This window comes from Burkholderia sp. BE17 (assembly GCF_009362305.1).
Lineage (GTDB): Bacteria > Pseudomonadota > Gammaproteobacteria > Burkholderiales > Burkholderiaceae > Burkholderia > Burkholderia pyrrocinia_C.
On the sequence record NZ_WHNU01000007.1, the window covers coordinates 153,821 to 177,756 of the forward strand.

The 23,936-nt window shown below is 66.1% G+C and carries 20 protein-coding genes, 1 rRNA gene, 1 pseudogene and 1 riboswitch; of the genes and pseudogenes, 12 read left to right on the top strand and 10 right to left on the bottom strand.

What is annotated here, in order from left to right:
* Positions 1–90 precede the first annotated feature (90 nt).
* The gene (locus tag GD429_RS08870) at positions 91–849 is read right to left on the bottom strand and encodes a DeoR/GlpR family DNA-binding transcription regulator (protein ID WP_152856583.1); all 759 of its coding nucleotides are present in this window, start codon (positions 847–849) and stop codon (positions 91–93) included.
* A gap of 208 nt (positions 850–1,057) precedes the next feature.
* On the opposite strand from GD429_RS08870, the gene GD429_RS08875 reads away from it, so the two are divergent.
* The 3 genes from GD429_RS08875 (at position 1,058) to nadE (ending at position 3,467) form a co-directional block, all read left to right on the top strand.
* A complete protein-coding gene (locus GD429_RS08875; protein ID WP_006480515.1) occupies positions 1,058–1,243 on the top strand; it encodes a hypothetical protein in 186 nt (61 codons plus the stop codon).
* A 264-nt stretch (positions 1,244–1,507) separates the two neighbouring features.
* On the top strand, positions 1,508–2,377 hold the full coding sequence (locus GD429_RS08880) for a DMT family transporter (protein ID WP_152856584.1): 870 nt from the start codon (positions 1,508–1,510) through the stop codon (positions 2,375–2,377).
* A gap of 241 nt (positions 2,378–2,618) precedes the next feature.
* Positions 2,619–3,467, top strand: coding sequence for an ammonia-dependent NAD(+) synthetase (gene nadE / locus GD429_RS08885; RefSeq protein WP_152856585.1), 849 nt, complete (start codon positions 2,619–2,621; stop codon positions 3,465–3,467).
* Positions 3,468–3,603: 136 nt separating this feature from the next.
* Here nadE and GD429_RS08890 read toward each other — a convergent pair whose 3' ends face one another.
* The 3 genes from GD429_RS08890 to GD429_RS08900 all read right to left on the bottom strand — a co-directional run bounded on the left by GD429_RS08890 (position 3,604) and on the right by GD429_RS08900 (position 7,817).
* Positions 3,604–5,280, bottom strand: coding sequence for a S10 family peptidase (locus GD429_RS08890; protein WP_152856586.1), 1,677 nt, complete (start codon positions 5,278–5,280; stop codon positions 3,604–3,606).
* A gap of 73 nt (positions 5,281–5,353) precedes the next feature.
* Positions 5,354–6,946 carry a protease pro-enzyme activation domain-containing protein gene (locus tag GD429_RS08895; protein ID WP_152856587.1) on the bottom strand — a complete coding sequence of 531 codons (1,593 nt, stop codon included), beginning with the start codon at positions 6,944–6,946 and terminating at the stop codon, positions 5,354–5,356.
* A 247-nt stretch (positions 6,947–7,193) separates the two neighbouring features.
* A complete protein-coding gene (locus GD429_RS08900; protein WP_152856588.1) occupies positions 7,194–7,817 on the bottom strand; it encodes a LysE family translocator in 624 nt (207 codons plus the stop codon).
* Between the two features lie 134 nt (positions 7,818–7,951).
* On the opposite strand from GD429_RS08900, the gene GD429_RS08905 reads away from it, so the two are divergent.
* Entirely contained in the window at positions 7,952–8,416 is a 465-nt protein-coding gene (locus tag GD429_RS08905; RefSeq protein ID WP_152856589.1) for an Lrp/AsnC family transcriptional regulator, read from the top strand.
* 57 nt (positions 8,417–8,473) lie between these two features.
* Here GD429_RS08905 and GD429_RS08910 read toward each other — a convergent pair whose 3' ends face one another.
* Positions 8,474–9,385, bottom strand: coding sequence for a LysR family transcriptional regulator (locus tag GD429_RS08910; protein WP_321574484.1), 912 nt, complete (start codon positions 9,383–9,385; stop codon positions 8,474–8,476).
* A gap of 139 nt (positions 9,386–9,524) precedes the next feature.
* On the opposite strand from GD429_RS08910, the gene speB reads away from it, so the two are divergent.
* On the top strand, positions 9,525–10,481 hold the full coding sequence (gene speB / locus GD429_RS08915; protein WP_072443776.1) for an agmatinase: 957 nt from the start codon (positions 9,525–9,527) through the stop codon (positions 10,479–10,481).
* Between the two features lie 57 nt (positions 10,482–10,538).
* Entirely contained in the window at positions 10,539–11,864 is a 1,326-nt protein-coding gene (locus tag GD429_RS08920; RefSeq protein WP_152856590.1) for an MFS transporter, read from the top strand.
* 281 nt (positions 11,865–12,145) lie between these two features.
* Here the strand turns inward: GD429_RS08920 and metE are convergent, their stop codons facing one another.
* Positions 12,146–14,440, bottom strand: a complete 2,295-nt coding sequence (metE, locus tag GD429_RS08925; RefSeq protein WP_152856591.1) for a 5-methyltetrahydropteroyltriglutamate--homocysteine S-methyltransferase — start codon at positions 14,438–14,440, stop codon at positions 12,146–12,148.
* A 127-nt stretch (positions 14,441–14,567) separates the two neighbouring features.
* Here metE and GD429_RS08930 point away from each other — a divergent pair, with 127 nt between their 5' ends.
* On the top strand, positions 14,568–15,476 hold the full coding sequence (locus tag GD429_RS08930; RefSeq protein WP_085042537.1) for a LysR family transcriptional regulator: 909 nt from the start codon (positions 14,568–14,570) through the stop codon (positions 15,474–15,476).
* Positions 15,477–15,497: 21 nt separating this feature from the next.
* Here GD429_RS08930 and GD429_RS08935 read toward each other — a convergent pair whose 3' ends face one another.
* Together GD429_RS08935 and GD429_RS08940 are read right to left on the bottom strand one after the other, a co-directional pair.
* Entirely contained in the window at positions 15,498–16,226 is a 729-nt protein-coding gene (locus GD429_RS08935; RefSeq protein ID WP_152856592.1) for a CbtA family protein, read from the bottom strand.
* Between the two features lie 13 nt (positions 16,227–16,239).
* Entirely contained in the window at positions 16,240–16,449 is a 210-nt protein-coding gene (locus GD429_RS08940) for a CbtB domain-containing protein (RefSeq protein WP_047902386.1), read from the bottom strand.
* 32 nt (positions 16,450–16,481) lie between these two features.
* Positions 16,482–16,620, bottom strand: a riboswitch (cobalamin riboswitch).
* A gap of 50 nt (positions 16,621–16,670) precedes the next feature.
* On the opposite strand from GD429_RS08940, the gene GD429_RS08945 reads away from it, so the two are divergent.
* From GD429_RS08945 to GD429_RS08960, 3 genes are all read left to right on the top strand, one after another.
* Positions 16,671–17,258 (top strand): histidine phosphatase family protein, encoded by a 588-nt coding sequence (locus GD429_RS08945; RefSeq protein WP_152856593.1) that lies wholly within the window; start codon positions 16,671–16,673, stop codon positions 17,256–17,258.
* Positions 17,259–17,440: 182 nt separating this feature from the next.
* Entirely contained in the window at positions 17,441–19,033 is a 1,593-nt protein-coding gene (locus tag GD429_RS08950) for an inorganic phosphate transporter (protein WP_152856594.1), read from the top strand.
* A 456-nt stretch (positions 19,034–19,489) separates the two neighbouring features.
* Positions 19,490–20,233 (top strand): 2OG-Fe(II) oxygenase, encoded by a 744-nt coding sequence (locus GD429_RS08960; protein ID WP_321574487.1) that lies wholly within the window; start codon positions 19,490–19,492, stop codon positions 20,231–20,233.
* A gap of 273 nt (positions 20,234–20,506) precedes the next feature.
* Here GD429_RS08960 and GD429_RS08965 read toward each other — a convergent pair whose 3' ends face one another.
* Positions 20,507–21,931: a DHA2 family efflux MFS transporter permease subunit gene (locus GD429_RS08965; RefSeq protein ID WP_152856596.1), complete on the bottom strand. Its 1,425-nt coding sequence runs from the start codon at positions 21,929–21,931 to the stop codon at positions 20,507–20,509.
* Positions 21,932–21,950: 19 nt separating this feature from the next.
* Here GD429_RS08965 and GD429_RS08970 point away from each other — a divergent pair, with 19 nt between their 5' ends.
* Together GD429_RS08970 and GD429_RS08975 are read left to right on the top strand one after the other, a co-directional pair.
* Positions 21,951–22,172, top strand: a complete 222-nt coding sequence (locus tag GD429_RS08970; RefSeq protein WP_152856597.1) for a hypothetical protein — start codon at positions 21,951–21,953, stop codon at positions 22,170–22,172.
* Positions 22,173–22,252: 80 nt separating this feature from the next.
* Positions 22,253–23,381 (top strand): annotated as a pseudogene (locus tag GD429_RS08975) (IS3-like element IS407 family transposase).
* 439 nt (positions 23,382–23,820) lie between these two features.
* On the opposite strand, the gene rrf reads toward GD429_RS08975, so the two are convergent.
* Positions 23,821–23,933, bottom strand: a 5S ribosomal RNA gene (gene rrf, locus GD429_RS08980).
* Positions 23,934–23,936: the final 3 nt, after the last annotated feature.

The following is a 23,936-nucleotide window of genomic DNA, read 5'->3' on the forward strand; positions in this document are numbered from 1 at the left end:
CGCGAGGCCGGTCGAAATGAATGGGTCAGTGTCGGCAGAGGTTCTTCCCGCGGAATGACGGTTCGGTGAACCTTGTATGTCGGGCGCGCGTCAGTCGCACACGAGCAGCTCGATCCCGCGCGCGGTCAGCGCGCGGCGCACGGCCTTGTCGGGTGCGCGTTCGGTCACGAGATAGCGCGCGGAGGCCGCGCCGTTGATCCGCACCGGCGTCACGCGGCCGAATTTCGAATGGTCGGCGACGATGATCGCCGTGCCGGCCGCCGCGATCATCCGGCTGCGCACTTCGGCCGCGATCCGCGAGTAGTCGGTGCACTCGCCGTCGGGCGTGATGCCACCCGCGCCGACGAACGCGAAATCGACGTGGTATTGCGCAAGCTGGTGGATCGTGTCGAGCCCGAAGGTTGCGTCCTCGTCGTCGGACAGTTCGCCGCCGAGCAGCGTCACGCGGTTGCCGTTGCGCCGCGCGAGCACGAACGCGGTGCGCCAGTCGTTCGTGTAGATCGACAGCCGGTGCCGGTCGGCGAGCGCAAGCGCAACCGCGTGCGGCGTGCTGCCCGAATCGATCAGCACCGATGCGTCGTCGGGCACGAATTCGGCCGCGCGCCGCCCGATCGTGCGCTTCGCTTCGGCGTTCGCGGCTTCGCGCTCGGACAGGCTCGGTTCGCGGCGGTCAGCGGCCAGCGCACCGCCATGCGTCATCACGAGCAGGCCGCGCGCGGCGAGCGCGTTCAGGTCGCGCCGCACGGTCTCGCGCGACACGTCGAGCGAGCGCACGAGTTCCGCGACCGACAACGCGCCCGACCGGCCGAGCTCCGACAGGATGTATTGATGACGTTGTTCCGCCAGCATCGCGTGTGCGCCCCGGGCGACTGGTAATGGGTAAGCCGGTTATTGTATTACGGCCGTTTGACCGCGATTTGACCGCGGCGCGAAACACGGTCGGCCGCATTCCCCGAAAGCGAAATTCTGTATTGCCTGACGCGCGCGAATCGGCGCGGTGCCGGTTGCTACACTTTGCGCTTCCTCAAACGACAGACCAAGCATAGGGGCCCGCACAATGTATCGCAAAGGCAGCGTGATCGAAATCCAGTTTCCGCCCGAACGACTCAACGATGCGGCCGGCGATCCGTACTGGATCGACCTGACGCTCGACGAAGCCCGCCGGCTCTACGAACAGCTCGCCGCACGCTTCGCGACCGACGCGCGCGCCAACCAGCCGCTCGACACGTTCTCGATCGACTGAGCTCCGCCGCTTCGCGCTTGCCCGCACCGCGTGCGGTGCGGCGCCCTTCCCGTCGGTGCCCCGTCCGCGCCCCGCTCGCGCCCGCCGATAGCCGATAACCGGCCAGTGCCGGATGCTGGATGCCGGATGCCCGGCAAGCAACGAGCGCCGGCGCATTCGCACGATGCGCGGCACGAGTGCAGGATTCGACAAGACGCCGGTGCCGCTTCCCGCGATACTGGCCGACTTTACGGTCCTGTCCGGCCGCATCGCGGCCCGCCTCGCATGCTTACCTCGATCGTCGCCGCCGCTTTCGTCGCGCTGTGGTCCACCGGCTTCATCGTTGCACGGGCAATCAAGCCCTACGCCGATCCCAACCTGTTCCTGCTCGGGCGTTTCGCGGGTACGGCCGCGCTGTTCGGCGCGGTTGCGCTCGTCGCACGCGCGCCGTGGCCGGCCCGCCGCGAGTGGCCGCGCCACCTGATCGCGGGCGCGCTGCTGCAAGGCGTCTATCTCGGCGCGAGCTACTGGGCCGTCGCGCAAGGGTTGAACGCGGGCGTGATGGCGCTGCTCGGCGCGCTGCAGCCGCTCGCCACCGCCGTGCTCGCCGTCCCGCTGTTCAACGAGCGCCTGCCCGCGCGCGGCTGGTTCGGAATGGCGCTCGGGCTCGCCGGCGTTGCGCTCGTGCTGGCGCCGAAGGTCGCGGGCGGCGTCGCGCCGCCGCCGGGCGCGGCGCCTGCGTGGTTCGTCGTTGCCGTATCGGTGCTCGCGGTCGGATCGATCACCGCCGGTTCGCTGTACCAGAAGGGCAAGCTCGCGCAGAGCGACCTGCGCACCGCGGTCGCCGTGCAGAACTTCGGCGCGGCAATCGTCGCGGCGATCTTCGTCGTGCTGCTTCATGAAACACGCTGGATCGGCGCGCCGGCGCTGTGGGTGTCGCTCGTGTGGGGCGTCGTGTTCCTGTCCGGCGGCGCGGTGACGATGCTGATGTGGATGCTACGGCGCGGTAACGCGGCGCGCGCGACGTCGCTGCTGTTCCTCGCGCCGCCACTTGCCGCGCTGCAGGGTTACCTGCTGTTCGGCGAAACGCTCGCGGCGATCCAGCTATTCGGCTTCGCGCTCGCGCTGGCCGGCGTCGTGCTCGCGCGGCGCTGACGCGGGCGCACATGCGCGCGGTCGTGCGGCCGCGCCGACGCTTGCCGGCAAGCTCATCGAGATCGGCCTCACGGACGCCCGTCCCGCGGCATCCTGCACCCGCCCGGCGCACCGTGCACCACTGCGATGCAGCGCGTCTCGCCGAAGCAACGCGAGACGGCCGGATCGCACGCCCGGCGCGGCGCCCCGCCGCGATTGCGCTTATGATGGGCGCCTTGCATTTCGTTCCGGAACCACCTTCATGACATCCGCCGATTACGCCAGCCGCCAACGCGCGATCATTGCCGAACTGAACGTCGCCCCGCACTTCGACGCCGAGGCCGAGATCGCCCGCCGCGTCGAGTTCCTCGCGCAGTACCTTCGTTCAACCGGCCTGCGGACCTACGTGCTCGGCATCAGCGGCGGCGTCGATTCGTCGACGGCCGGGCGGCTCGCGCAACTGGCGGTCGAACGCCTGCGCGCCGACGACTACGATGCGCGCTTCATCGCGATGCGTTTGCCGAACGGCGTGCAGAACGACGAAGCCGATGCGCAGCGCGCGCTCGCGTTCGTGCGCGCGGACGAGGAACTGACCGTCGACGTGAAGCCGGCCGCCGATGCGATGCTCGCGTCGCTGGTCGCATCCGGCCATGCGTTCGACACGCCCGCGCAACAGGATTTCGTGCACGGCAACATCAAGGCGCGCGAGCGCATGATCGCGCAGTACGCGGTGGCCGGCGCACGGCGCGGCATCGTGATCGGCACCGATCACGCGGCCGAATCGCTGATGGGTTTCTTCACGAAGTTCGGCGACGGCGGCGCGGACATCCTGCCGCTCGCGGGCCTCAGCAAGCGCCGCGTACGCGCGGTTGCCCGCGCGCTCGGCGGCGACGCAGCGATCGTGATGAAGGTGCCGACGGCCGACCTCGAGGAGCTGCGCCCGCTGCGCCCCGACGAGCACGCATACGGCGTCAGCTACGACGAGATCGACGATTTCCTCGAAGGCAAGCCGGTCAGCGACCATGTGTACGAAACGGTGCTGCGCTTCTACGACGGCTCGCGCCACAAGCGCGCGCTGCCGTACACGCCGTTCGACTGGCCGACCGCTTGAGCCGCTGCTGCGGCTGAACCACCGCCGCCGCATCGCAATCCGGCGCCGCGGCCCGGCGCGACCGGCCCACAGCGTCGGAACCCGACCGCCGCGCGCACCGTAGCGGCTACGCGCGGCAACCAAACGACGGGCAACGCTACGCGTGCCCGCCCGTCTTCTTCGCCTGCAGCGCGCGAATCCGCATCCGCGCGCCCGTATCGCTGACCGTCGTGTCGTACATCGTCGCGAGATCGCGCTTGAGCGCGGTGCGCGAGCCGCCGTCGAGATACACCATGTGCCCCGACGGATAGAACCGCGCGGACAGGTTCTGCCGCACCTTCTGATCCTCGAGCGGCATCTGCTGCAGGTCGATCACGGTCTGGTAGAACGGCGTGACGAAATCGTACAAGCCGTTCGCCGACAGCACCTTCAGGTCGACGTTCAGCGCCATCACCGCGGCGAGATCGCCGGCCATGTAGAGGATCACGTTCCCCTGCGCATCGATGCCCTGCTGCGCGCCGGTCGGGTCGATGTGGCCGAAATCCCAGTTCCGGAACGCCTGGTCGTTCAGGTCCGTGAACGCGGAATTCGACGTGAACTTCAGCTGCTCGTTCAGGTAGCTGTTCCACATCGCCGTATAGACGCCCGTCACGGCCGTCATCGTCGGGTCGTTGCCGCCCGAGTTCGGGTCGATCTTGCCGGCGATGCCCGTCGAGATCGCGGTCACGCGGCCGTCGTACGAGCCGAGCGCGAGCCCCTGCGCATGCAGCAGCGTCGTCAGGAACAACGAATTGCCGCGCGCATCGTAGCCGGCGATGTCGAGGCTCCACGATTGCAGCGTCGCCGTGTCGATGCCCGTGTATTGCGACAGTTTCTGCACGGCGGCCGGGTCCGCATGCGGAGCCTTGCGCAGCGCGTTCAGGTAGTCGGTACGCGAAAACTGCGCGACTTCCTCGACGAACGCGCCGAGATCGGCCGGCGCCGGCGTAATGCCGAGTTTCTTGTGATACCACGCGTCGGCCGCGGCGGTCGGCAGCGCGCCGACCGGGTTGCCGGCCTGCCGGTAGTCGAGGATCGACGATTGCAGCGTGACGCCGTTCAGGTCGACGCCGTCCTCGTGCAGCTTGTACGCGAGCACGCAGCTGCGTGCGGTGCCGTACGATTCGCCGAACAGGTATTTCGGCGAATTCCAGCGGTTGTTCTTCGTCAGGTAGCGCTTGATGAACTGCTTCAGCGAATCCGCGTCCTGGTCGACGCCCCAGAAATTTCGGTTCTTGTTCGGCGCGACGGCCGCCGAATAGCCGGTGCCGACCGGGTTGATGAACACCAGGTCGCTGTGGTCGATCATGCTGTCCGGGTTGTCTTCCATCTGGTACGGCGCGGGCGGAGTGAAACCCGGCATCGACGTCTTGATGCGCTTCGGCGCGAACGAGCCGAGCAGCACGAACACCGACGACGAACCGGGCCCACCGTTATAGAAGAACGTCACGGGCCGCGTTTCCTCCTTCGCGCCGTCGGCCGTGAATGCAACGTAGAAGAGCTTCGCGGCCGGCTGCGAACTGCTCGGGTCGACCGTCACGAGGTGGCCGGCCGTCGCCGTGTACGCGATGCGCTTCCCGTCGATCAGGATCGTGTGATGCGTGATCGCGGCCGCCTCGGTCGTGTCGGTCACCGAATCGTCGGGGCCGTTGCCGTACGCAACCGGATCGAAGAACGGCTGGTCGCGGCCGTGGCTCAGCGCGACCGGATTGATGGTCGGCGGCACGCTCTGCGAATTGTGGTCGCCGTGATGCAGCGGATACACGCCGCCGGAAGATGCGGAATCGATGCCCATCGTGCTGCTCCTGGAGGTGAAAAAAGACGCGGGCAGGAAACCCGCGTCGAACGAAAACGCGTGTGCCGATGCGTCAGCTCGACGGCTTGCGCGCGAGGATCGCGGCGAGCTGCGCGCCGTCCGGGCTGCCGAGGCCCGTGCAGGCATCCCAGCCCGACGCGGCCGCATACGTACCGTTCGAACCTTTCGTGATATCGCGCAGCGCACCCGGATTCTTGTACAGCACCGGATTGACCCAGCCGGCCGAAGCACCGGCCGCCGCATTGATCCGCGCGATCAGCGCGGCCCACAGCGGCGCGACCGCGCTCGTGCCGCCCATCACGGCGGCCGTGCCGGCGACCGATACCTCATAGCCCGTCTGCGGCGACGCATCGCCGGCCACGTCCGGCACGCCGCGCTTCGCGAGCGGCGTGCGGCTGCCGTCGGCGCGCGTGACGGCGAGCCCCTGCTGCCACGCCGGCAGGTCGAACAGCGTGCTGACGCCGCCGCCGCCCGCGCCGCCGCCTGACGCCTCGTCGTTCCACGCGACCTCGCTGCGGATGCCCTGCCCGGGCAGCGCATCGAGCTGCGTGCCGCCGCAGCCGAGCACGTACGGGCTCGATGCGGGGAAGTCGACGTGATCGGCGCCGTCCTGCAGCCCGTCGCCCGAGCCGCTGTCGCCCGACGCTGCACACACGGTGATCCCCTGCGCGGCCGCCGCCTGCAGCACGCGGTTGAACGCCTGCGCCGACTGCGCCTGCCAGACCGCTTCCGGGCCGCCCCAGCTGATCGAGATCACCGACGGTTTGTTGGTCGTGTCGTTGACGGCCGCGTTGACGGCCTGAATGAAGCCCGCGTCGCTGTTCGGTGCGAAGTAGACCGCGATCTTCGCGGCCGGTGCGATCGCACCGGCGATCTCGATGTCGAGCGCGACTTCGCCGTCCGGGCCGCTCGGGTCGCCGGACGGCGCATTGCGGCCGGTGCCGACGTTCACGTCGACGAGCGTCGGCGGCGTCTTGATGCCGAGCCCGCTGAAATACTGCCGGATGTCGGCCGCACGGTAGCCGCCGCCGAGTTCGACGATCGCGATGCATTGCCCGGCGCCGTCGCCGGCCGGAAAGCCGTACAGCGACGCAAGCTGGACCGGCGTGAACGTGACGCCCGCCGCACCGCCGCGCGCGGGCGTGAACGGCGGACGCAGCCGGAAGTGCGGCCGCGCCTGCGGGCGGCTGTCGAGGCCGAGCACGGCCGTGACGGCGTCGCCGAGATCGTCGGGCAGCGCGATCGGGCCGGTGCGGCCGCGATACTGGCCGATCGAGCGATGCTCGAAACGCTCGAGCTTCACGCCGAACGCCGCTTCGAACTGCTGGATCATGCCGGACAGCACGACGACGCTTTCGACGGGATCGACGCGATCGACCGTCAGCTGGTGACGACGCGCGAAGTCCTCGGTCTTGCGGATGTCGTCGGGATTGGCGGAGAAACGCTGCGCGAACGCGTCGCGCGACAGCGGTTTTGCCTGTGCGTCGCCGGTGGCGAGCTGGTGGACCAACGTATCGAGTTGCCCTTCTTCCTGCCGCCGCAACATGATCGTGACGTGGATGCGTTCTGCCGGATCGCACGGGCCGAGGCACTTCGACTCGGCGACGATTCGGGGTTCACGGTCGGCGTGAAGATGCCTTGCCATGTTCTGACCCTCCTTGGTACCGCGTTGCACGGAACAGCCAGGAAATCGGACATAGCCGGCGGAAGTCGGTTCCGTTCGGTCAGTCGGTTCGCAGCAGCGCGAAGTTAAAGGGAGTTTAGAACAGTCAGATGATTTGCGCGCACGCCCTTCTGCGGCGGGGCATGCGCGCGAAGGCCGGCATTGCGCGCGGCCTGCGCCGATCGGCGCATCGATACCGCGCGGCCGGTGTCGATCCGCGCGGCGGCGCTCAGTCCATCGACAGGCGCAGCGCGAAACCGATCAGCGCCGCGGAAAACGTCCAGCGCTGCACCGTCTGCGCCAGCGGATGCGCACGCATCCACGCCGCGATGCGCGACGCGCCGAACACGCAAGCGAGGTCGAAGCACACGCCGGCTGCCACCAGCAGCGCGCCGAGTTCGAACATCTGCACGACGACCGGCCCGGCCTGGGGCCGCACGAACTGCGGCAGCAGCACCGAGCAGAACAGCAGCGCCTTCGGGTTCAGCAGGTTCGTCAGCAACCCCTTCACGAACGACTGCCGCAACTCGCCCGCCGCTGCCGCATCGCCGTCGCCGAGCGCGAACACGGGCGAGCGGAACACCTGGATCGCGACATACGCAAGATAAAGCGCGCCGCCGTAGCGGATCACCTCGTACAGCCACGGCGCACTGCGGATCAATGCCGCGACGCCGCATGCCGACAGCGTCACGTGCGCGGTGCGCGCGAGCGACAGGCCGGCCGCCGCCGCCATTCCCGGCCGCACGCCGCGGCCGATGCTGGTCTGCAGCACGAGCGCCATGTCGGGCCCCGGCACCGCATAAATGGCCGCCAGCGCGGCGAGATAGATCAACAGCAAATGTGTGGAAATCATGTTCTGCCCCCGTCCTTCAATGACGATATGTTGCCGCTGAAGGTAGAGGGATTATTGGCCAACTTTGGCTCAGGATTGGCGATCCATAGCGGAATCCGCCACAATCTGGAAATCAGAACACGGATTCCGCCAATATGACCGAACTCGACAAAACCGATCGCGCGATCCTCGCTGCGGTGCAGCGCGACGGCCGCGTGCCGATCGCGCGCCTCGCCGAATCCGTCGGCCTGTCCGAGACGCCTTGCGCGCGGCGCCTCAAACGTCTCGAAAGCGACGGCTACATCGAACGCTACCGCGCGCAGTTATCGCGCCAGGCGCTCGGTTTCGGCGTCGTCGCATTCGTGCTGGTGCGGTTCGCGACGCACGACCGCAAGGTCGCCGACCGGTTCGAACGGGAAGTGCTGGCCATCGAGCGGGTCCTGGCATGCCACAACGTGGCGGGCACGGCCGACTACCTGCTGCAGGTGGTCGCGCGCGACCTCGATGACTACGGCACGTTCGTGCGCGACTCGCTGCGGATGCTGCCGGGCGTGACGTCGATCGAATCGGCGCTGTCGCTGCGCGAGGTGAAGCACGACGCGGGGTTGCCGGTGCCGTGATGTGCGCAGCGGGCCGCGCCTGCGTAACGCTCGTTCACATTGCCGGCGGCGCCGGCGTCACGCGATGTCCGGCGCCTGGTGCGCGCGCTCGAGATCCTCGAGAAACGCCTCCACGAGCGGATTACCGCGCCCGTTGTGCGCGACGACCATGTGGAACGTCACGTCGTAGCGCAGTTGCTCCGGATTGAGCGGCGCGAGCAGCCCCTGCGCGACGTACGGCGCCGCGAAGTGCTGCGGCAGGTAGCCGAGGTGGTGGCCGGACAGGATCAGCAGCGCGACGGCCTCCATGTTGTCGGCGGTCGCGGTCACGCGGTCGGGCGTCGTCGACATCTGCGCTTCCGGCAGCGGATACGAGCGCCACGCCCATTCGAAGCCCGCGACGTCGGCCGGCGTCAGCGTGCCGGCGCCGTCGAACAGCGGATGGCCGCGGCCGCAATACGCGACCTGGCGCTCGACGAACAGCGGCGTGTAGTGCAGCGACGGCACGCGGTGCCAGAAATAGCCGACCGCGATCTGGATCTCGTCGCTCAGCAGCTTCTCCTCGAGATCGCCCGGCGCGCGCACGGAGATCGAAAAGCGCACGGCCTCGTCGCGCGTGCGGAACGCGGCGATCGCCTCGGCGATCCGCGCGTTCTGGCTCACCGGCGTATGGCCGATCAGGCCGATGTTCAGCGTGCCGACCAGCTGGCGGTCCATGTGCCGCGCGGCCATCCCGAATTCGTCGAGCGCCGCGAGCAGCTTGCGGCTCATCGCATGGAAGCGTTCGCCCTTCGGCGTGAGCCGGAAACCGCTGCGGCCGCGCTCGCAGAGCCGGTAGCCGAGCCGCGTCTCGAGCGACGCCAGCTGCGCGCTGATCGTCGACTGCCCGACGTTCAGCACGGCCTGCGCGGCCGATACGCCGCCCGCGTCCGTGACCGCGAGAAACACGCGGATCAACCGCAGATCGAGGGTCGACAGATTCCCCAGCACGCTCTTCCCCTTCCATACATCGATGGAAATCGATGTTAACGTCGATATCTTCGCATTCTTCTTTCCCGGCGGAGCGCGTAAAACTATGCGCCAAGCCGCGTCGAATGATACGGCAACCCCACATCGGAAGAGGCGCCCCATGAACGACCACACCCATTTCCAGCCGCTCGGCGGCAATGAAATGCCGCGCTGCGGCGGCATCGCGACGATGATGCGCCTGCCGCACGTAGCGAGCGCCGAAGGCCTCGACGCATGCTTCGTCGGCGTGCCGTTCGATCTCGGCACGTCCAACCGCACCGGCGCGCGCTTCGGCCCGCGCCAGATCCGCACCGAATCCGTGCTGCTGCGCCCGTACAACATGGCCACGCGCGCCGCGCCGTTCGATTCGCTGCAGGTTGCCGACATCGGCGACGTCGCGATCAATCCCTACAACCTGCACGATTCCATCGCGCGGATCGAAGCCGCGTACGACGCGATCCTCGAGCACGACTGCAAGCCGGTCACGCTCGGCGGCGACCATACGATCGCGCTGCCGATCTTGCGCGCGATCCACCGCAAGCACGGCAAGGTTGCATTGATCCACGTCGATGCACACGCCGACGTGAACGACACGATGATGGGCGAAAAGATCGCGCACGGCACGCCGTTCCGCCGCGCGGTCGAGGAAGGCCTGCTGCACGGCGACAAGGTCACGCAGATCGGCCTGCGCGGCACCGGTTACGCGGCCGAGGATTTCGACTGGTGCCGCGAGCAAGGCTTCCGCGTCGTCCAGGCCGAGGAATGCTGGAACAAGTCGCTCGCGCCGCTGATGGAAGAAGTGCGCGAGCGCGTCGGCGACACGCCCGTCTACATCAGCTTCGACATCGACGGCATCGATCCGGCCTATGCGCCGGGCACCGGTACGCCGGAAATCGCGGGCCTCACGGTGCCGCAGGCGCTCGAGATCATCCGCGGCGCGAAGGGGCTGAACATCGTCGGCTGCGATCTCGTCGAGGTCGCGCCGCCGTACGACCCGTTCGGCACCACCGCGCTGCTCGGCGCGAACCTCGCGTACGAGCTGCTGTGCGTGCTGCCGGGCGTCAAGTACCGCGACTGATCCCCGCAACGCACGACCCATTCCAAATCAGAGGATTCCAGAGGAGCACACACAAAGATGGGGACTTCCGTCAAGCAACCGAAGCGGGCGGCGCTCGCTTCGTTCGTCGGCACCACGATCGAGTGGTACGACTTCTATAGCTACGCGACCGCCGCCGCCATCGTGTTCGGACCGCTGTTCTTTCCCGGCGAAAACCGCTTCGTCAGCCTGCTCGCATCGTTCGGCTCGTTCGCGGTCGGCTTCTTCGCGCGGCCGCTCGGCGGCGTGATGTTCGGCTATCTCGGCGACCGCTTCGGCCGCAAGCGGTCGCTGCTCGCGACGCTGATGCTGATGGCCGTGTCGACGGTTGCAATCGGCCTGCTGCCGACCCACGCGCAAGCCGGCGTGATTGCACCGATCCTGCTCGTGCTGATGCGCGTGCTGCAAGGCATCGCGGTCGGCGGCGAATGGGGCGGCGCGGTGCTGCTCGCCGGCGAGCATGCGCCCGAAGGCAAGCGCACGTTCTTCGCATCGTTCGCGCAGCTCGGCAGCGCGAGCGGCCTGATCCTGTCGATGCTCGCGTTCGGCGCGATCAGCACGCTGTCGAAGGACGACATGATGAGCTGGGGCTGGCGCGTGCCGTTCCTCGCGAGCGCCGTGCTGCTGGTGGTCGGCTTCGTGATCCGCGCGAGCGTGTCCGAGTCGCCCGAGTTCGAGGAAGTCAGGAAGAGCGGCAACACCGCGCAAAACCCGGTGCGCGAAGCGCTCAAGTACTGGCCGCTGCTGCTGCTCGCCATCGGCGCGAACGTGTACGGCATCGCCGGCGTGTATTTCAGCAACATCTTCATGATCAGCTATGCGACGCAATTCCTGTCGCTCGACCGGTCGATGGTGCTGCATTGCATGACGATCGTCGCGGTGCTGCAGTTCGTCGTGCAGCTCGCGGCCGCGTTCCTCGCGCAGCGCTTCGGCACCACGCGCGTGCTGCTGATCACCGGCGCATGGGCCGCGATCGTCCCGTTCGTGATGCTGCCGCTCGTGCACATGGGCACGCCGCTGTCGATCACGGTCGGCGTCGGCCTCGCAACGCTTGCGGAATCGGGCTACTACTCGGTGGTCGCGGGCTTCGTCAGCGGCATCTTCGTCGCGCGGATCCGCTATACGGCGATCTCGATCGCGTACCAGGTGTGCGGCGCGCTCGCCGGCGGCCTCACGCCGCTCGTCGCGACCGTCATCGCGCAGAACGTCGCACCGCAATGGTGGCCGCTCGCGATCCAGTACACGAGTGCTGCGATCCTGTCGTCGCTGTGCGTGTGGCTGATCTCGCGACGCGTCAGCATCGACGATGCCGGTGCGCCCGGCAAGGTGAACGAAGCGTTGCCGCGCGGCGCGCGCACCGCGTAATTTCGGCACGACGGGCAGGCAGCTTCGCCTGCCCGGTTCCCGCGCATATGGGGCGGCCGACAGGTCGCTCGTTCCCGTTCCGGGAATCCCCTCCCTCACCTGTTTCGCGGCGACGTCGCCGTCAGTCTTCCCGACGGCCTTCTTCAGGCGTTTTCGTGCGGTAGTACTTCACGCCGATCCGGATAACGAAGCGTCCCGGGGCATGCCCGGGACGGTCTGGATCGATGCGGCGCCTGTCGCCGGAACGTCGATCGCGGCAGCAGGCACATTACATTCGCGCGTTATTGCACCTGGCTGCGCAGCGCCTTCGCCGCCGCGACCATGTTCGTCAGCGCCGGAATCACTTCCGCCCACTGGCGCGTCTTCAGGCCGCAGTCCGGGTTCACCCACAGGCGCTCCGCCGGAATCCGTTCGGCCGCCTTCTGCATCAGGCCGACGATGTGATCCTGCGTCGGGATGTTCGGCGAATGGATGTCGTACACGCCCGGCCCGATCTCGTTCGGATACCTGAAGTGGTCGAACGCGTCGAGCAGCTCCATGTCCGACCGCGACGTCTCGATCGTGATCACGTCCGCGTCCATGCCGGCGATCGACGCGATGATGTCGTTGAACTCCGAATAGCACATGTGCGTGTGGATCTGCGTATCGTCCTGCACACCGTTCGCGGTGATGCGGAACGACTCGACCGCCCACTTCAGGTATTCGCCCCATTGCGCGCGGCGCAGCGGCAGCCCTTCGCGCAGCGCGGCCTCGTCGATCTGGATCACGCGCACACCGGCCTTCTCGAGATCGAGCACTTCGTCGCGGATCGCGAGCGCGAGCTGGTAGCACGACACCGAGCGCGGCTGGTCGTCGCGCACGAACGACCAGTTCAGGATCGTCACGGGGCCGGTCAGCATGCCCTTCATCGGCTTGTTCGTCAGCGACTGCGCATACGTGATCCATTCGACCGTCATCGCCTTCGGGCGGCTGATGTCGCCGAACAGGATCGGCGGCTTCACGCAGCGCGAGCCGTACGACTGCACCCAGCCGAACTGGCTGAACGCGTAGCCGTCGAGCTGCTCGCCGAAGTATTCGACCATGTCGTTGCGCTCGGCTTCGCCGTGCACGAGCACGTCGAGCTCGAGCGACTCCTGTTCGCGAACGCTGCGTTCGATCTCGGCCTTCATCGCCGTGCGGTAGCCGGCTTCATCGAGCGCACCTGCCTTGAACTGGCTGCGCGCCTGGCGAATTTCGGCGGTCTGCGGGAACGAGCCGATCGTCGTCGTCGGGAAGGCCGGCAGGTTCAGTCGCGCCGACTGCTTCGGTGCACGCTGCGTATACGGGCTCACGCGGTTGCCGAGCCGCGCGTCGATGCGCGCGATCGCGGCCTTCACCGCCGGGTTGTTCACGCGCGGCGAGCGGCGGCGCGAGTCGATCGCGGCGGCGTTCGCGGCAAGCGCGTCGGCCACCTCGTCGCGGCCTTCGTTCAGCGCGGTCGCGAGCACCTTCAGCTCGTCGAGCTTCTGCAGCGCGAACGCGAGCCACGAACGGATCTCCGCGTCGAGCTTCTCCTCGCTCGCGAGATCGACCGGCACGTGCAGCAGCGAGCACGACGGCGCGAGCCACAGGCGCTCGCCGAGCTGCTTCGCGAGCGGTTCGAGCCAGTCGAGCGTCGCGTTCAGGTCCGTCTTCCAGATGTTGCGGCCGTTGATCGCGCCGACCGACAGCACGCGCTCGGCCGGCAGCTCGCGCACCAGTGCGTCGACCTCGTCGCGTGCATTGATCGCGTCGACATGCAGGCCGTCGACGGGCAGCGAGCTCGCGAGCGTCAGGTTGTCCTGAAGCTGGCCGAAGTACGTGGCAAGCAGCAGCTTGATGCGGCGCGTCTCCAGCGCCGCATACGCGGTGCGGAACGCCTGCCGCCATTCGGCGTCGAGTTCGGTGACGAGAATCGGTTCGTCGATCTGCACCCATTCGACGCCCTGCGCGGTCAGCGTATCGAGCAGCGCGCCGTACACGGGCAGCAGCTTCGGCAGCAGCGCGAGACGATCGGAATCGTCCTTCTCCTTGCCGAGCCACAGGTACGTGACGGGACCGATGATCACCGGCTTGGCATTCACGCCCTGCGCCTTCGCCTCGGCCAGTTGCTGCAGCAGGCGCGACGGGTCGAGCGAGAAGTTCGTGTCCGCGTGGAATTCCGGCACGATGTAGTGATAGTTCGTGTCGAACCACTTCGTCATTTCACCGGCCGAGACACCGCCGCAGCACGCCGCGTGCTCTTGTGCCGACTGAGCCGAACGGCCGCGCGCAACGCGGAAATAGTTGTCGAGCACGTCGCCGTGGAAACCCTGCACGCGCTTCGGCAGGTTGCCGAGCATGAAGCTCATGTCGAGCACCTGGTCGTAGAACGCGAAATCGCCGATCGGCGCGAGATCGAGATTGCGCTGTTCGTGCCAGTGACGCTGGCGCAACTCGGCGCCGAGCGCCTTCAGCTCGTCGCGCGACGATTCGCCCTTCCAGTAGCGTTCGAGACCGAACTTGAGTTCGCGCTTCGCGCCGATGCGCGGAAAACCGAGGTTGTGTGTCGTAACCATGAAGCTGCCGTCCAGATGAAATAGAAGATCCGGCAACCATGATAGGGATTTCAAACCATGAAATAAAATGGCATTATTTCATTCATCCATTAAATTTGTTCATGCATCTGTCAGGCGCGCGATATCCATGCTGGAACGATTCCATCTCGTCGTCATTCGCGAAGTCGAGCGCCAGGGCTCGCTGACCGCGGCCGCCAATGCGCTGCATCTCACGCAGTCGGCGCTCAGCCATACTGTCCGGAAAATCGAGCAGCAGCTCGGCACGCCGATCTGGGATCGGGAAGGCCGCGGCCTGCGGCTCACGCAGGGCGGGCAGTATCTGCTGAAGCTGGCGAACCGGCTGTTGCCGCAGTTCGAGCTCGCCGAGGAGCGGATGAAACAGTACGCGAAGGGCGAGCGCGGCACGCTGCGCATCGGGATGGAGTGCCACCCGTGCTACCAGTGGCTGCTGAAGGTCGTGTCGCCGTATCTGTCGCGCTGGCCCGACGTCGACGTGGACGTGAAGCAGCGCTTCCAGTTCGGCGGCATCGGTGCGCTGTTCGGTTATGACATCGACGTGCTCGTCACGCCCGATCCGCTGAACAAGCCGGGCCTGCGCTTCGATCCCGTGTTCGATTACGAGCAGGTGCTGGTGGTCGCCGATTCGCACCGGTTCGCGAACGCCGATTACGTGACGCCCGAGCAACTGACCGACGAGATCCTGATCACCTATCCGGTCGAAACCGACCGGCTCGACATCTACAACCAGTTCCTGACGCCGGCCGGTATCGTTCCGAGGCGGCATAAGTCGATCGAAACGACCGACATCATGCTGCAGATGGTCGCGAGCGGGCGCGGCGTGGCAGCGTTGCCGAGATGGCTCGCCGACGAATACGCGGACCGGATGCCGGTCGTGCCGGTCAAGCTCGGCAAGAAGGGGATCGCGAAGCAGATCTTCCTAGGCATCCGCGAGGCGGATGCATCAATCGACTATCTGGCCGCGTTCGTCGCGCTTGCGCGCGAATCGACGTGGAGCGCGCCGCGCATGCTGCGGTAGGCACGCCCGTTGCAATGCGCGTCAGGCGGCGCGCATGCCGATCCGTTCGTCGCGCTCGACCCAGGCGCCGAACAGCAGGCCGATCGTCGCCCACATGATCGCCTGCATGCCGATGGCGGCGACGCGGAACTTCCACAGCACGGCGGCCGGGAACGCGGCCGGCACTTCGTTGATCGACGGCAGCCCGAGTTGCACGGCCGCGATGATCGCGATGAACACGAGCCCGGCGACGATCGACGCATTCCATTGGCCGAGCTTCGCCAGCAGATGGCGGCGCACGCTGACCGAGAACACCATCGTCGCGATCGAGATCGCGATCATCAGGAAGAACAGGCCCGTGCGATAGCCGATCGTGCCGGGATCGCCGACCGACGGCGGATTGGCCGGGTACTTGATGTTCGGCACGAGCACGAGCGCGACGAACGCCGCCAGCGCGAGCCACGCGGCCAGCGGTCGTGCCGGGAGGCGGCCGCCTCGCCCGTACGCATACGTAAAGACCAGCGCGAACAGCCCGCCGAATGCCGCGCCGTAGGTCACGACACCCGTCAACAGGCCGAGGCCGGCCTGCGTGTCGCGGCTGACCAGTTCGTGCTCGTGCTCCGGCGCGTCGCCTTTGGCCGCATCGAGCTTTTCTTCGAACGAGATCGCCTGATCGACTTGCGGTTCGCCGGCGATTTTCGCGAAACCGAACGTGAGGAGGCCCGCGGCGATGCCTGCGAGCATCCCGCGCATAAGCAGCTTTCCGATCATCGTGTATTCCGCGTCAGTGGCAGGGAAAGCCGAGCAGATGGCGGCCGTCGTGGACGAATTCGTGAACGTACATGCCCGGCACCAGCGACGTCGCGCCTTGTTCCGCGCCGACGAAATAGAGTGCGAGCAGCAGGATCAGGCCGACGAACACGGCCCACGGCAACAGTTCACGGACGGGGATGGGTGCCGGCACGACAACCGGCTTCAGCACTGCTTCGCTCATGGATGCACCTCAGGGGAATCGCGCCCCGGCAAATGTTGAATGGGTACGAAGGCGGGTCTGGCTTCCGGGATCGGGATTCCCCGGTTACAGTGGCGCGACCGCGCCGGGATTGCACCGGCTTCCGCGTTTCGTATCGGGCGAATTGTACGCGCGATCGTCCGCGTATTGAAGCGATGGCCCGCGGACGACCGCACACCCGCCCGCCCCCTTCGAAAACCGACATGAACATGCATGCCTCGCTGCGCCTGATCGCACACGCATCGACCCGAGCGATGCGCACCGGCAAGTTTCCCGACGACGATCCGCTCGACGCACGCGGGCTCGCCGACGCCGCTGCACTGCGCGACCGGTGGGTGGGCGGCGCCAACGCGCTCGTGCTGTGCAGCCCCGCATGCTGCGCGCGGCAGACCGCCGATGCGCTCGGACTGCGTGCCGACATTGACGACGCGCTGCGCGACATCGACTACGGAAACTGGCGCGGCAAGCGGCTGCACGACCTCGCACGCGACCTGCCGAAAGATCTGGGCGCATGGATTGCCGATCCGTCCGCGTCGCCGCACCGCGGCGAATCGTTCGAAAGCGCCGCTCGCCGCGTCGGCACATGGTTGAACGCGCTGCCGCCCGGCCGCGACATCGTCGCGATCACGCATGCGGCGATCGTTCGCGCAGCCGTCGCGCATGTGCTGAGGATGGATCCCGACGCTGCGACCCGCATCGACGTCGCGCCACTGTCGTGCATGACGTTCGTTGCATCGCCGCACGGCTGGACGTTGATCGCGAACGACGATCGGTGCGGCACCGATGCGTAAGCCCCTGCTGTGTTGTGTTCATTATGTGGACAACGATGCGATCCGATACGCTGCGTCTCGGTCGCATGTCGGCGCTCTCACCTTACGTCGCTGTAAGACATATCGTTCGTCATCCCGATTGTCATCAAACTGACTGCTGGCCGCAGCTAGGATCGGACGCGGTTCCCTTACGAGATGCCATCATGAATCAACCTGCTTCGTCCGCCGCGAACAATCGCAGCTCCGTCGAGCGCAACCGGCAGGTCGGCTATGCCGTCTTCCTGCTGGTGCTCGCGATCGGCGTCGCCTATATCGCCACGCACCTGATCGACGATCTGTCGCCGCTCCGCGAAGGATCGCTGTTTCCGTACCTGATGCTCGGCGCCGCGCTGCTGATCGCGCTCGGCTTCGAATTCGTGAACGGTTTCCACGACACCGCGAACGCGGTGGCCACCGTGATCTATACGCACTCGCTGACGCCAAACGTCGCGGTGATCTGGTCCGGCATGTGGAACTTCCTCGGCGTGATGGTCTCGAGCGGCGCTGTTGCGTTCGGCATCCTGCAGTTGCTGCCGGTCGAGCTGATTCTGCAGGTCGGCAGCGGCGCGGGCTTCGCGATGGTGTTCGCGCTGCTGATCGCCGCGATCGTCTGGAACCTCGCGACCTGGTATTTCGGGTTGCCGTCGTCGAGCTCGCATACGCTGATCGGATCGATCATCGGCGTCGGGCTGATGAACCAGTTGACGCACGGGCCGTCCGGCACGAGCGGCGTCGACTGGGGCCAGGCGCTCGGCGTCGGCAAGTCGCTGCTGTTCTCGCCGATCGTCGGCTTCCTGTGCGCGTCGCTGCTGCTGCTCGTGCTGAAGGCCGTCGTACGGATTCCCGAGCTGTACAAGGAGCCGCCGAAGGATCAGCCGCCGCCGTTCTGGATTCGCTGCCTGCTGATCCTGACCTGCACGGGCGTGTCGTTCGCGCACGGTTCGAACGACGGGCAGAAAGGGATGGGCCTCATCATGCTGATCCTGATCGGCACGATGCCGACCGCGTATGCGCTGAACAAGGCCGTCACGCCGGCCGAATCGCAGACCTTCGTTGCGGTCGCGAACCAGGCAGCCGCGACGTTCGGAAAATACACGAACGGTGTCGCGCCGTCCGCGAACCCGCGCGCCGACGTCGAGCACTATGTGCAGCGTCTCGACCTGACGCCCGCCGTGCTGCCGGCCGTGCAGCAGTTGTCCACGTCGCTCGCGACCGCGGTCGGCGCGTCGGGCTCGATGGCGGACGTACCGCAGCGCGACGTCGACAACGTGCGCAACACGATGTATCTGGTGTCCGAAGCAATCCGCCTGATCGAGAAGTCGGGTCAGCCCGCGTTTGCCGCCGACGACATGCTCGCGATCGACAACTATCGCAAGCAGCTCGACCACGCGACCAAGTTCATTCCGACGTGGGTGAAGGTCGCCGTTGCGATTGCGCTGGGCCTCGGCACGATGGTCGGCTGGAAGCGGATCGTCGTGACCGTCGGCGAGAAAATCGGCAAGCAGCATCTGACCTACGGACAGGGTGCGTCGGCCGAACTCGTCGCGATGCTGACGATCGGCGCCGCCGACATGTACGGGTTGCCCGTGTCGACGACACACATGCTGTCGTCAGGCGTCGCGGGCACGATGGCGGCGAACGGGTCCGGGTTGCAATGGAGCACGGTGCGCAGCCTCGTACTCGCGTGGGTACTGACGCTGCCGGCGTCGATCGCACTTGCGGGCGGGCTCTACTGGTTGTTCCGGTCGCTGGCCTGATCGGGGAAACGGCGGGTGGCCGGCGCAAGCCTGCCGCCTTCCGTGGAAGATTCGACCCTCGCTTCTCCGCTTCTCCGCTTCTCCGCTTCTCCGCTTCTCCGCTTCTCCGCTTCTCCGCTTCTCCGCTTCTCCGCTTCTCCGCTTCTCCGCTTCTCCGCTTCTCCGCTTCTCCGCTTCTCCGCTTCTCCGCTTCTCCGCTTCTCCGCTTCTCCGCTTCTTCGCTTCTTCGCTTCTTCGCTCCGACATATCGACGCATTCGGTACGTCCATGCCACGTCGCGAGCGTTCAACCTCTTCATTTTCCGAATTGGAGCGCAAGATCTGGAGCGTGCCGGCGCACGGACATCGCTAGACTGGGTTCATCAACTTTCATCGAGGATTCACCCGTGCGCGCGACGTTTCCTGAGCATTCCACGCGATCGCACGGCGCCACACTGCTGACGAACGAGGTACACCCGTGAACATCGCCGATCTGCAACCTGCCGTCGAATCGCTGGACATCGCTCAACGCGTCGACACAGTCGACTGGACGACCGTCGATGCCGAACTCGATCGCTACGGATGCGCGCGCGTGCCGGGCCTGATCTCGGCAAACGAGTGCGATGCGCTCGCATCGCTCTATCCGCGTGATGCGCTCTATCGTTCACGCGTCGTGATGGCGCGGCACGGATTCGGGCGCGGCGAATACAAGTATTTCGCGTATCCGCTGCCCGCGATCGTCGCGGAGCTGCGTACGACGATCTACCCTCATCTCGCGCCGATCGCGAATCGCTGGAACCAGGCACTCGGGATCGACGTCCGCTATCCGAAAGACCATGCGATCTTCCTCGACCGCTGCCACGCCGCGGGACAGACACGACCGACACCGCTGATTCTTCAATACGTTCCCGACGACTACAACTGCCTCCATCAGGATCTGTATGGCGAGCACGTGTTTCCGCTGCAGGTCGCGATCCTGCTATCGGCGCCGGGTCGCGACTTCACCGGAGGAGAGTTCGTGTTGACGGAACAGCGGCCACGCATGCAGTCGCGTGCGGAAGTGGTGCCGCTGACGCAAGGCGACGCGGTGATCTTCGCCGTGCACGGCAGGCCCGTACAGGGAACGCGCGGCGTCTATCGCGTCAACCTGCGCCACGGCGTAAGCCGGATCAGAAGCGGACACCGCCACACGGTCGGCATCATCTTCCATGACGCGCAGTGACGGTAATCGGGACGAACACGATACGGTCGTGCGGTTGATCACGCCGATGGGTTCGCGCGGGGAACGCCGCGTCTGCCGCGCCAGTCGCGTGTGATCGCTCCAAGGACGTTACGGCCACGCATCGCCGCACGATCTGCCAGTTCGTCCACCACGACGGACGACAGCCTTCGCCGCCCGTCAGGTCATCACAGTCGTGACGATTCGACGTTGCTGGCGAGCGACAGGAAACAAAACACTCACCTGTCGCGATACAAGATCGATTAGCAGTCCGGCCTACCCCCGCGCCACATTCGCCCGCAGCCGGTCGCCTGCATCGGAGGCCAATCGCGCGTAGCCCGGCAACGTCAGCAGTGCGAGCACACCCGCCGCGACGAATGCCCAGCGGAAATCGTCGAGCACGTAATGCATGCCGGCCGCATCGCCACGCACCAACGCGGCGAGCCGCAGCGACAACGCGCCGAACGCGACCCCCATCCCGATCGTCATCTGCTGCGCAGCGCTCCACAACGTGCTGGCCGCGCTCGTCTGGTGAGCCGGGATATCCGCATAGGCCAGCGTCGCGAGCGTCGTGAACTGCATCGACCGCGTCAGCCCGTAGACGAATACGATGAACAGCGTGATCGTCAGCGGCGTCGAGGCAGTCAACCAGCCGCACGCGATCGTGAAGAGGCCGACGATCGTCACGTCGACGAGCGCGACGCGCCGGAAGCCGTAGCGATCGAGGATCCACGACGTTCCGGCCTTCATGCCGAGATTGCCGAGCGCGCTCGCGAGCAGCAGCAGGCCCGACTGGAACGGCGACAGCCCGAAACCGATCTGGAACAGCAGCGGCAGCAGGTACGGCACGGCGTTGATCGCCATCCGCGTGATCGAGCCGGTGATCACCGTCACCGAGAAGGTCGGCACCTTCAGCGTCGTGAAATCGAGCAACGGATGCGCGCAACGCCGCGCATGCAACCATGCGGCCATGCCGAACAGCGCGCTCGCGCCCACCAGGACGGCCGCGCGCGTGAAGTGGACATCCTGCTGGCCGGCCGCCTCGGTGCCGATCAACAGACAGGTCAGTGCTCCGCCGGCCAGCACGAAGCCGACCCAATCGAGCGGCCGCTGCTCGTCGGCCCGCGTATTCCGGACGATCAGCCAGGTACAGGCGAGCGCGGCGATGCCGAACGGGACATTCAACAGGAAGATCCATCGCCATGACGCATAGGTCGTGATGAACCCGCCGATCGGGGGCCCGACGACGGGCGCAACGATGCCCGGCCACGTGATCGTCGCGATCGCTCGCATCAGCTTTGCCTTCTCGGTGCTGCGCACGACGATCATCCGTCCGACCGGCACCATCATCGCCCCGCCGACACCCTGCAGCAATCGCGCTGCCGTGAACGTCACGACGCCATCGGACAGCCCACACAGCACCGATGCGCCGGTAAAGACGACGATCGCACTGGCGAACACGGTACGCGATCCATATCGATCCGCGATCCAGCCGCTGATCGGGATGAACACTGCAAGCGCAAGCATGTAGGCCGTCATCCCGAGGCTCAGCGCGTTCGGCCCGACGCCAAACGAGTGTGCCATTTGCGGCAGCGCGGTCGCGATCACGGTCGTGTCGAGGTATTCCATGAAGAACGTTGCGGCGACGAGGTACGGCAAGAAGTCGGTCGTCAGACCACCTTGGGCAGGGCTGTCAATCATGAACGGTACAGGAGACGGAATGCGGAAAACACCGACCACCAACAGGTGCAGACAAGCGCCGGGGATCGGGGCGAATGGCGATATTACCCCGATGGGTTTGCTCTTCGCTTCGCCAGCTCATGTCGCACGAATGCACTTTATGCGCATAGATTTCGGGGACGGTTTCGTGCTGCGTTCGCTGAATGACGTGCTCGAACAGGTCGAGGCGAAGCGTAAAAGGATGGGGGATAAGGCTGGATGAGTTTCGCAATCATGACCTGCCCCCAACAAACAGGGCCAGCCGGAGTCTAGTAAAGTTCGTTTTCGGAGAAGAAGACGAACATGAAGAAGCGCTTTACGGAACAGCAAATCATCGGGTTTCTGAAGGAAGCCGAAGCCGGTATGCCGGTATGCCGGTCAAGGAACTGTGCAGGAAGCACGGGTTCAGTGACGCGTCGTTCTACACCTGGCGCGCGAAGTTCGGCGGCATGGAAGTCTCGGAAGCCCGCCGGCTCAAGGATCTCGAGGTGGAGAATGCTCGGCTGAAGAAGCTGCTGGCCGAAGCAATGCTCGATATGGAAGCGTTGAAGGTCGTCGTCAAGGGAAAGCCCTGAGCCCGCAAGCCAAACGCGAAGCAGTGTCGGCGATTCGGGAGAAGGTCAACATCTCCGAACGCCGCGCCTGCCGGCTTGTCGGGCTTTCTCGCAGCGTGCTGCATTACGACGCGAAGCCGGACCACGAGAATGAGGTGCTCGCGGCGCGTCTGGTGGAGTTGGCGCACGAACGTCGTCGATTCGGCTACCGTCGACTGCACGCCCTGGTGGAACGCGAAGGTACGCACGCCAATCACAAGCGCATCTATCGCCTGTACCGTGAGGCAGGGCTGGCTGTGCGGCGCCGTCGCAAGCGCCAGGGCGTCATGATTGAGCGCGAGCAACTGGCATTGCCGGGCGCGCCCAACGAGGTGTGGTCAATCGATTTCGTGATGGATGCGCTTTCCAACGGCCGGCGCGTGAAGTGCCTGACCGTCGTCGACGACTTCACGAAAGAGGCTGTCGACATCGTCGTCGACCATGGCATCTCAGGCTTGTATGTCGCTCGGGCATTGGACCGTGCAGCTCGCTTTCGCGGCTACCCCAAGGCGGTGCGAACAGACCAGGGACCTGAATTTACGAGCCGCGCGCTTGACCAGTGGGCGTATGCGAACGGCGTCACGCTGAAGTTGATTCAGGCGGGCAAGCCAACGCAGAATGCGTACATCGAATCGTTCAACGGCAAGTTCCGCGACGAATGCCTTAACGAGCACTGGTTCACGACGCTCGCGCACGCTCGGGCTGTCATCGCGGCATGGCGTCAGGACTACAACGAGCAAAGGCCGCACAGCGCACTGAACTACCTTGCGCCGTCAGAGTTTGCGGCGAAACATCGGGCAACCGCGGATGCTCCTGCCGCTTTCCAGGAGCTGGTTTAAAGGGACTTTGCTAGAAGCCCATTGGCTCTATTGAAGGGGGCAGGTCAATCACGCGTCATTTATCGCGCATTGCCGTTTAACGTCGCTCATCATCAGCCATCACGACATCATCTTTGGATGCGCCGGCATCAACCAAGCGCTAACTGGAACTGCATCGAAGCAATGGCACCTGAAGATTTCAGCGGCACAGAACTGCGGATCGATCGAGAACGGTTGACCCGCTCCAGTCGACACCATCGGTGCTCCAGTTCCGACCACGCTACTTCGTGCCCGGCCGACCCGCATTTTGGTGCGGGTGCCTGATCGGCTCGACTGTCGACCTGATGACGCCATCGGCGCCCTAGTTTCGGTCACGCTGCCGCTGGCTTAGGCGACCTGCATTTCCGCCGCGCCAATGCAAAAACCCCCGCCTTTCGGGCGGGGGTTCTTGGCTTAGGGAGCCTGACGATTACCTACTTTCACACGGGAATCCGCACTATCATCGGCGTAGAGTCGTTTCACGGTCCTGTTCGGGATGGGAAGGGGTGGGACCGACTCGCTATGGTCATCAGGCAA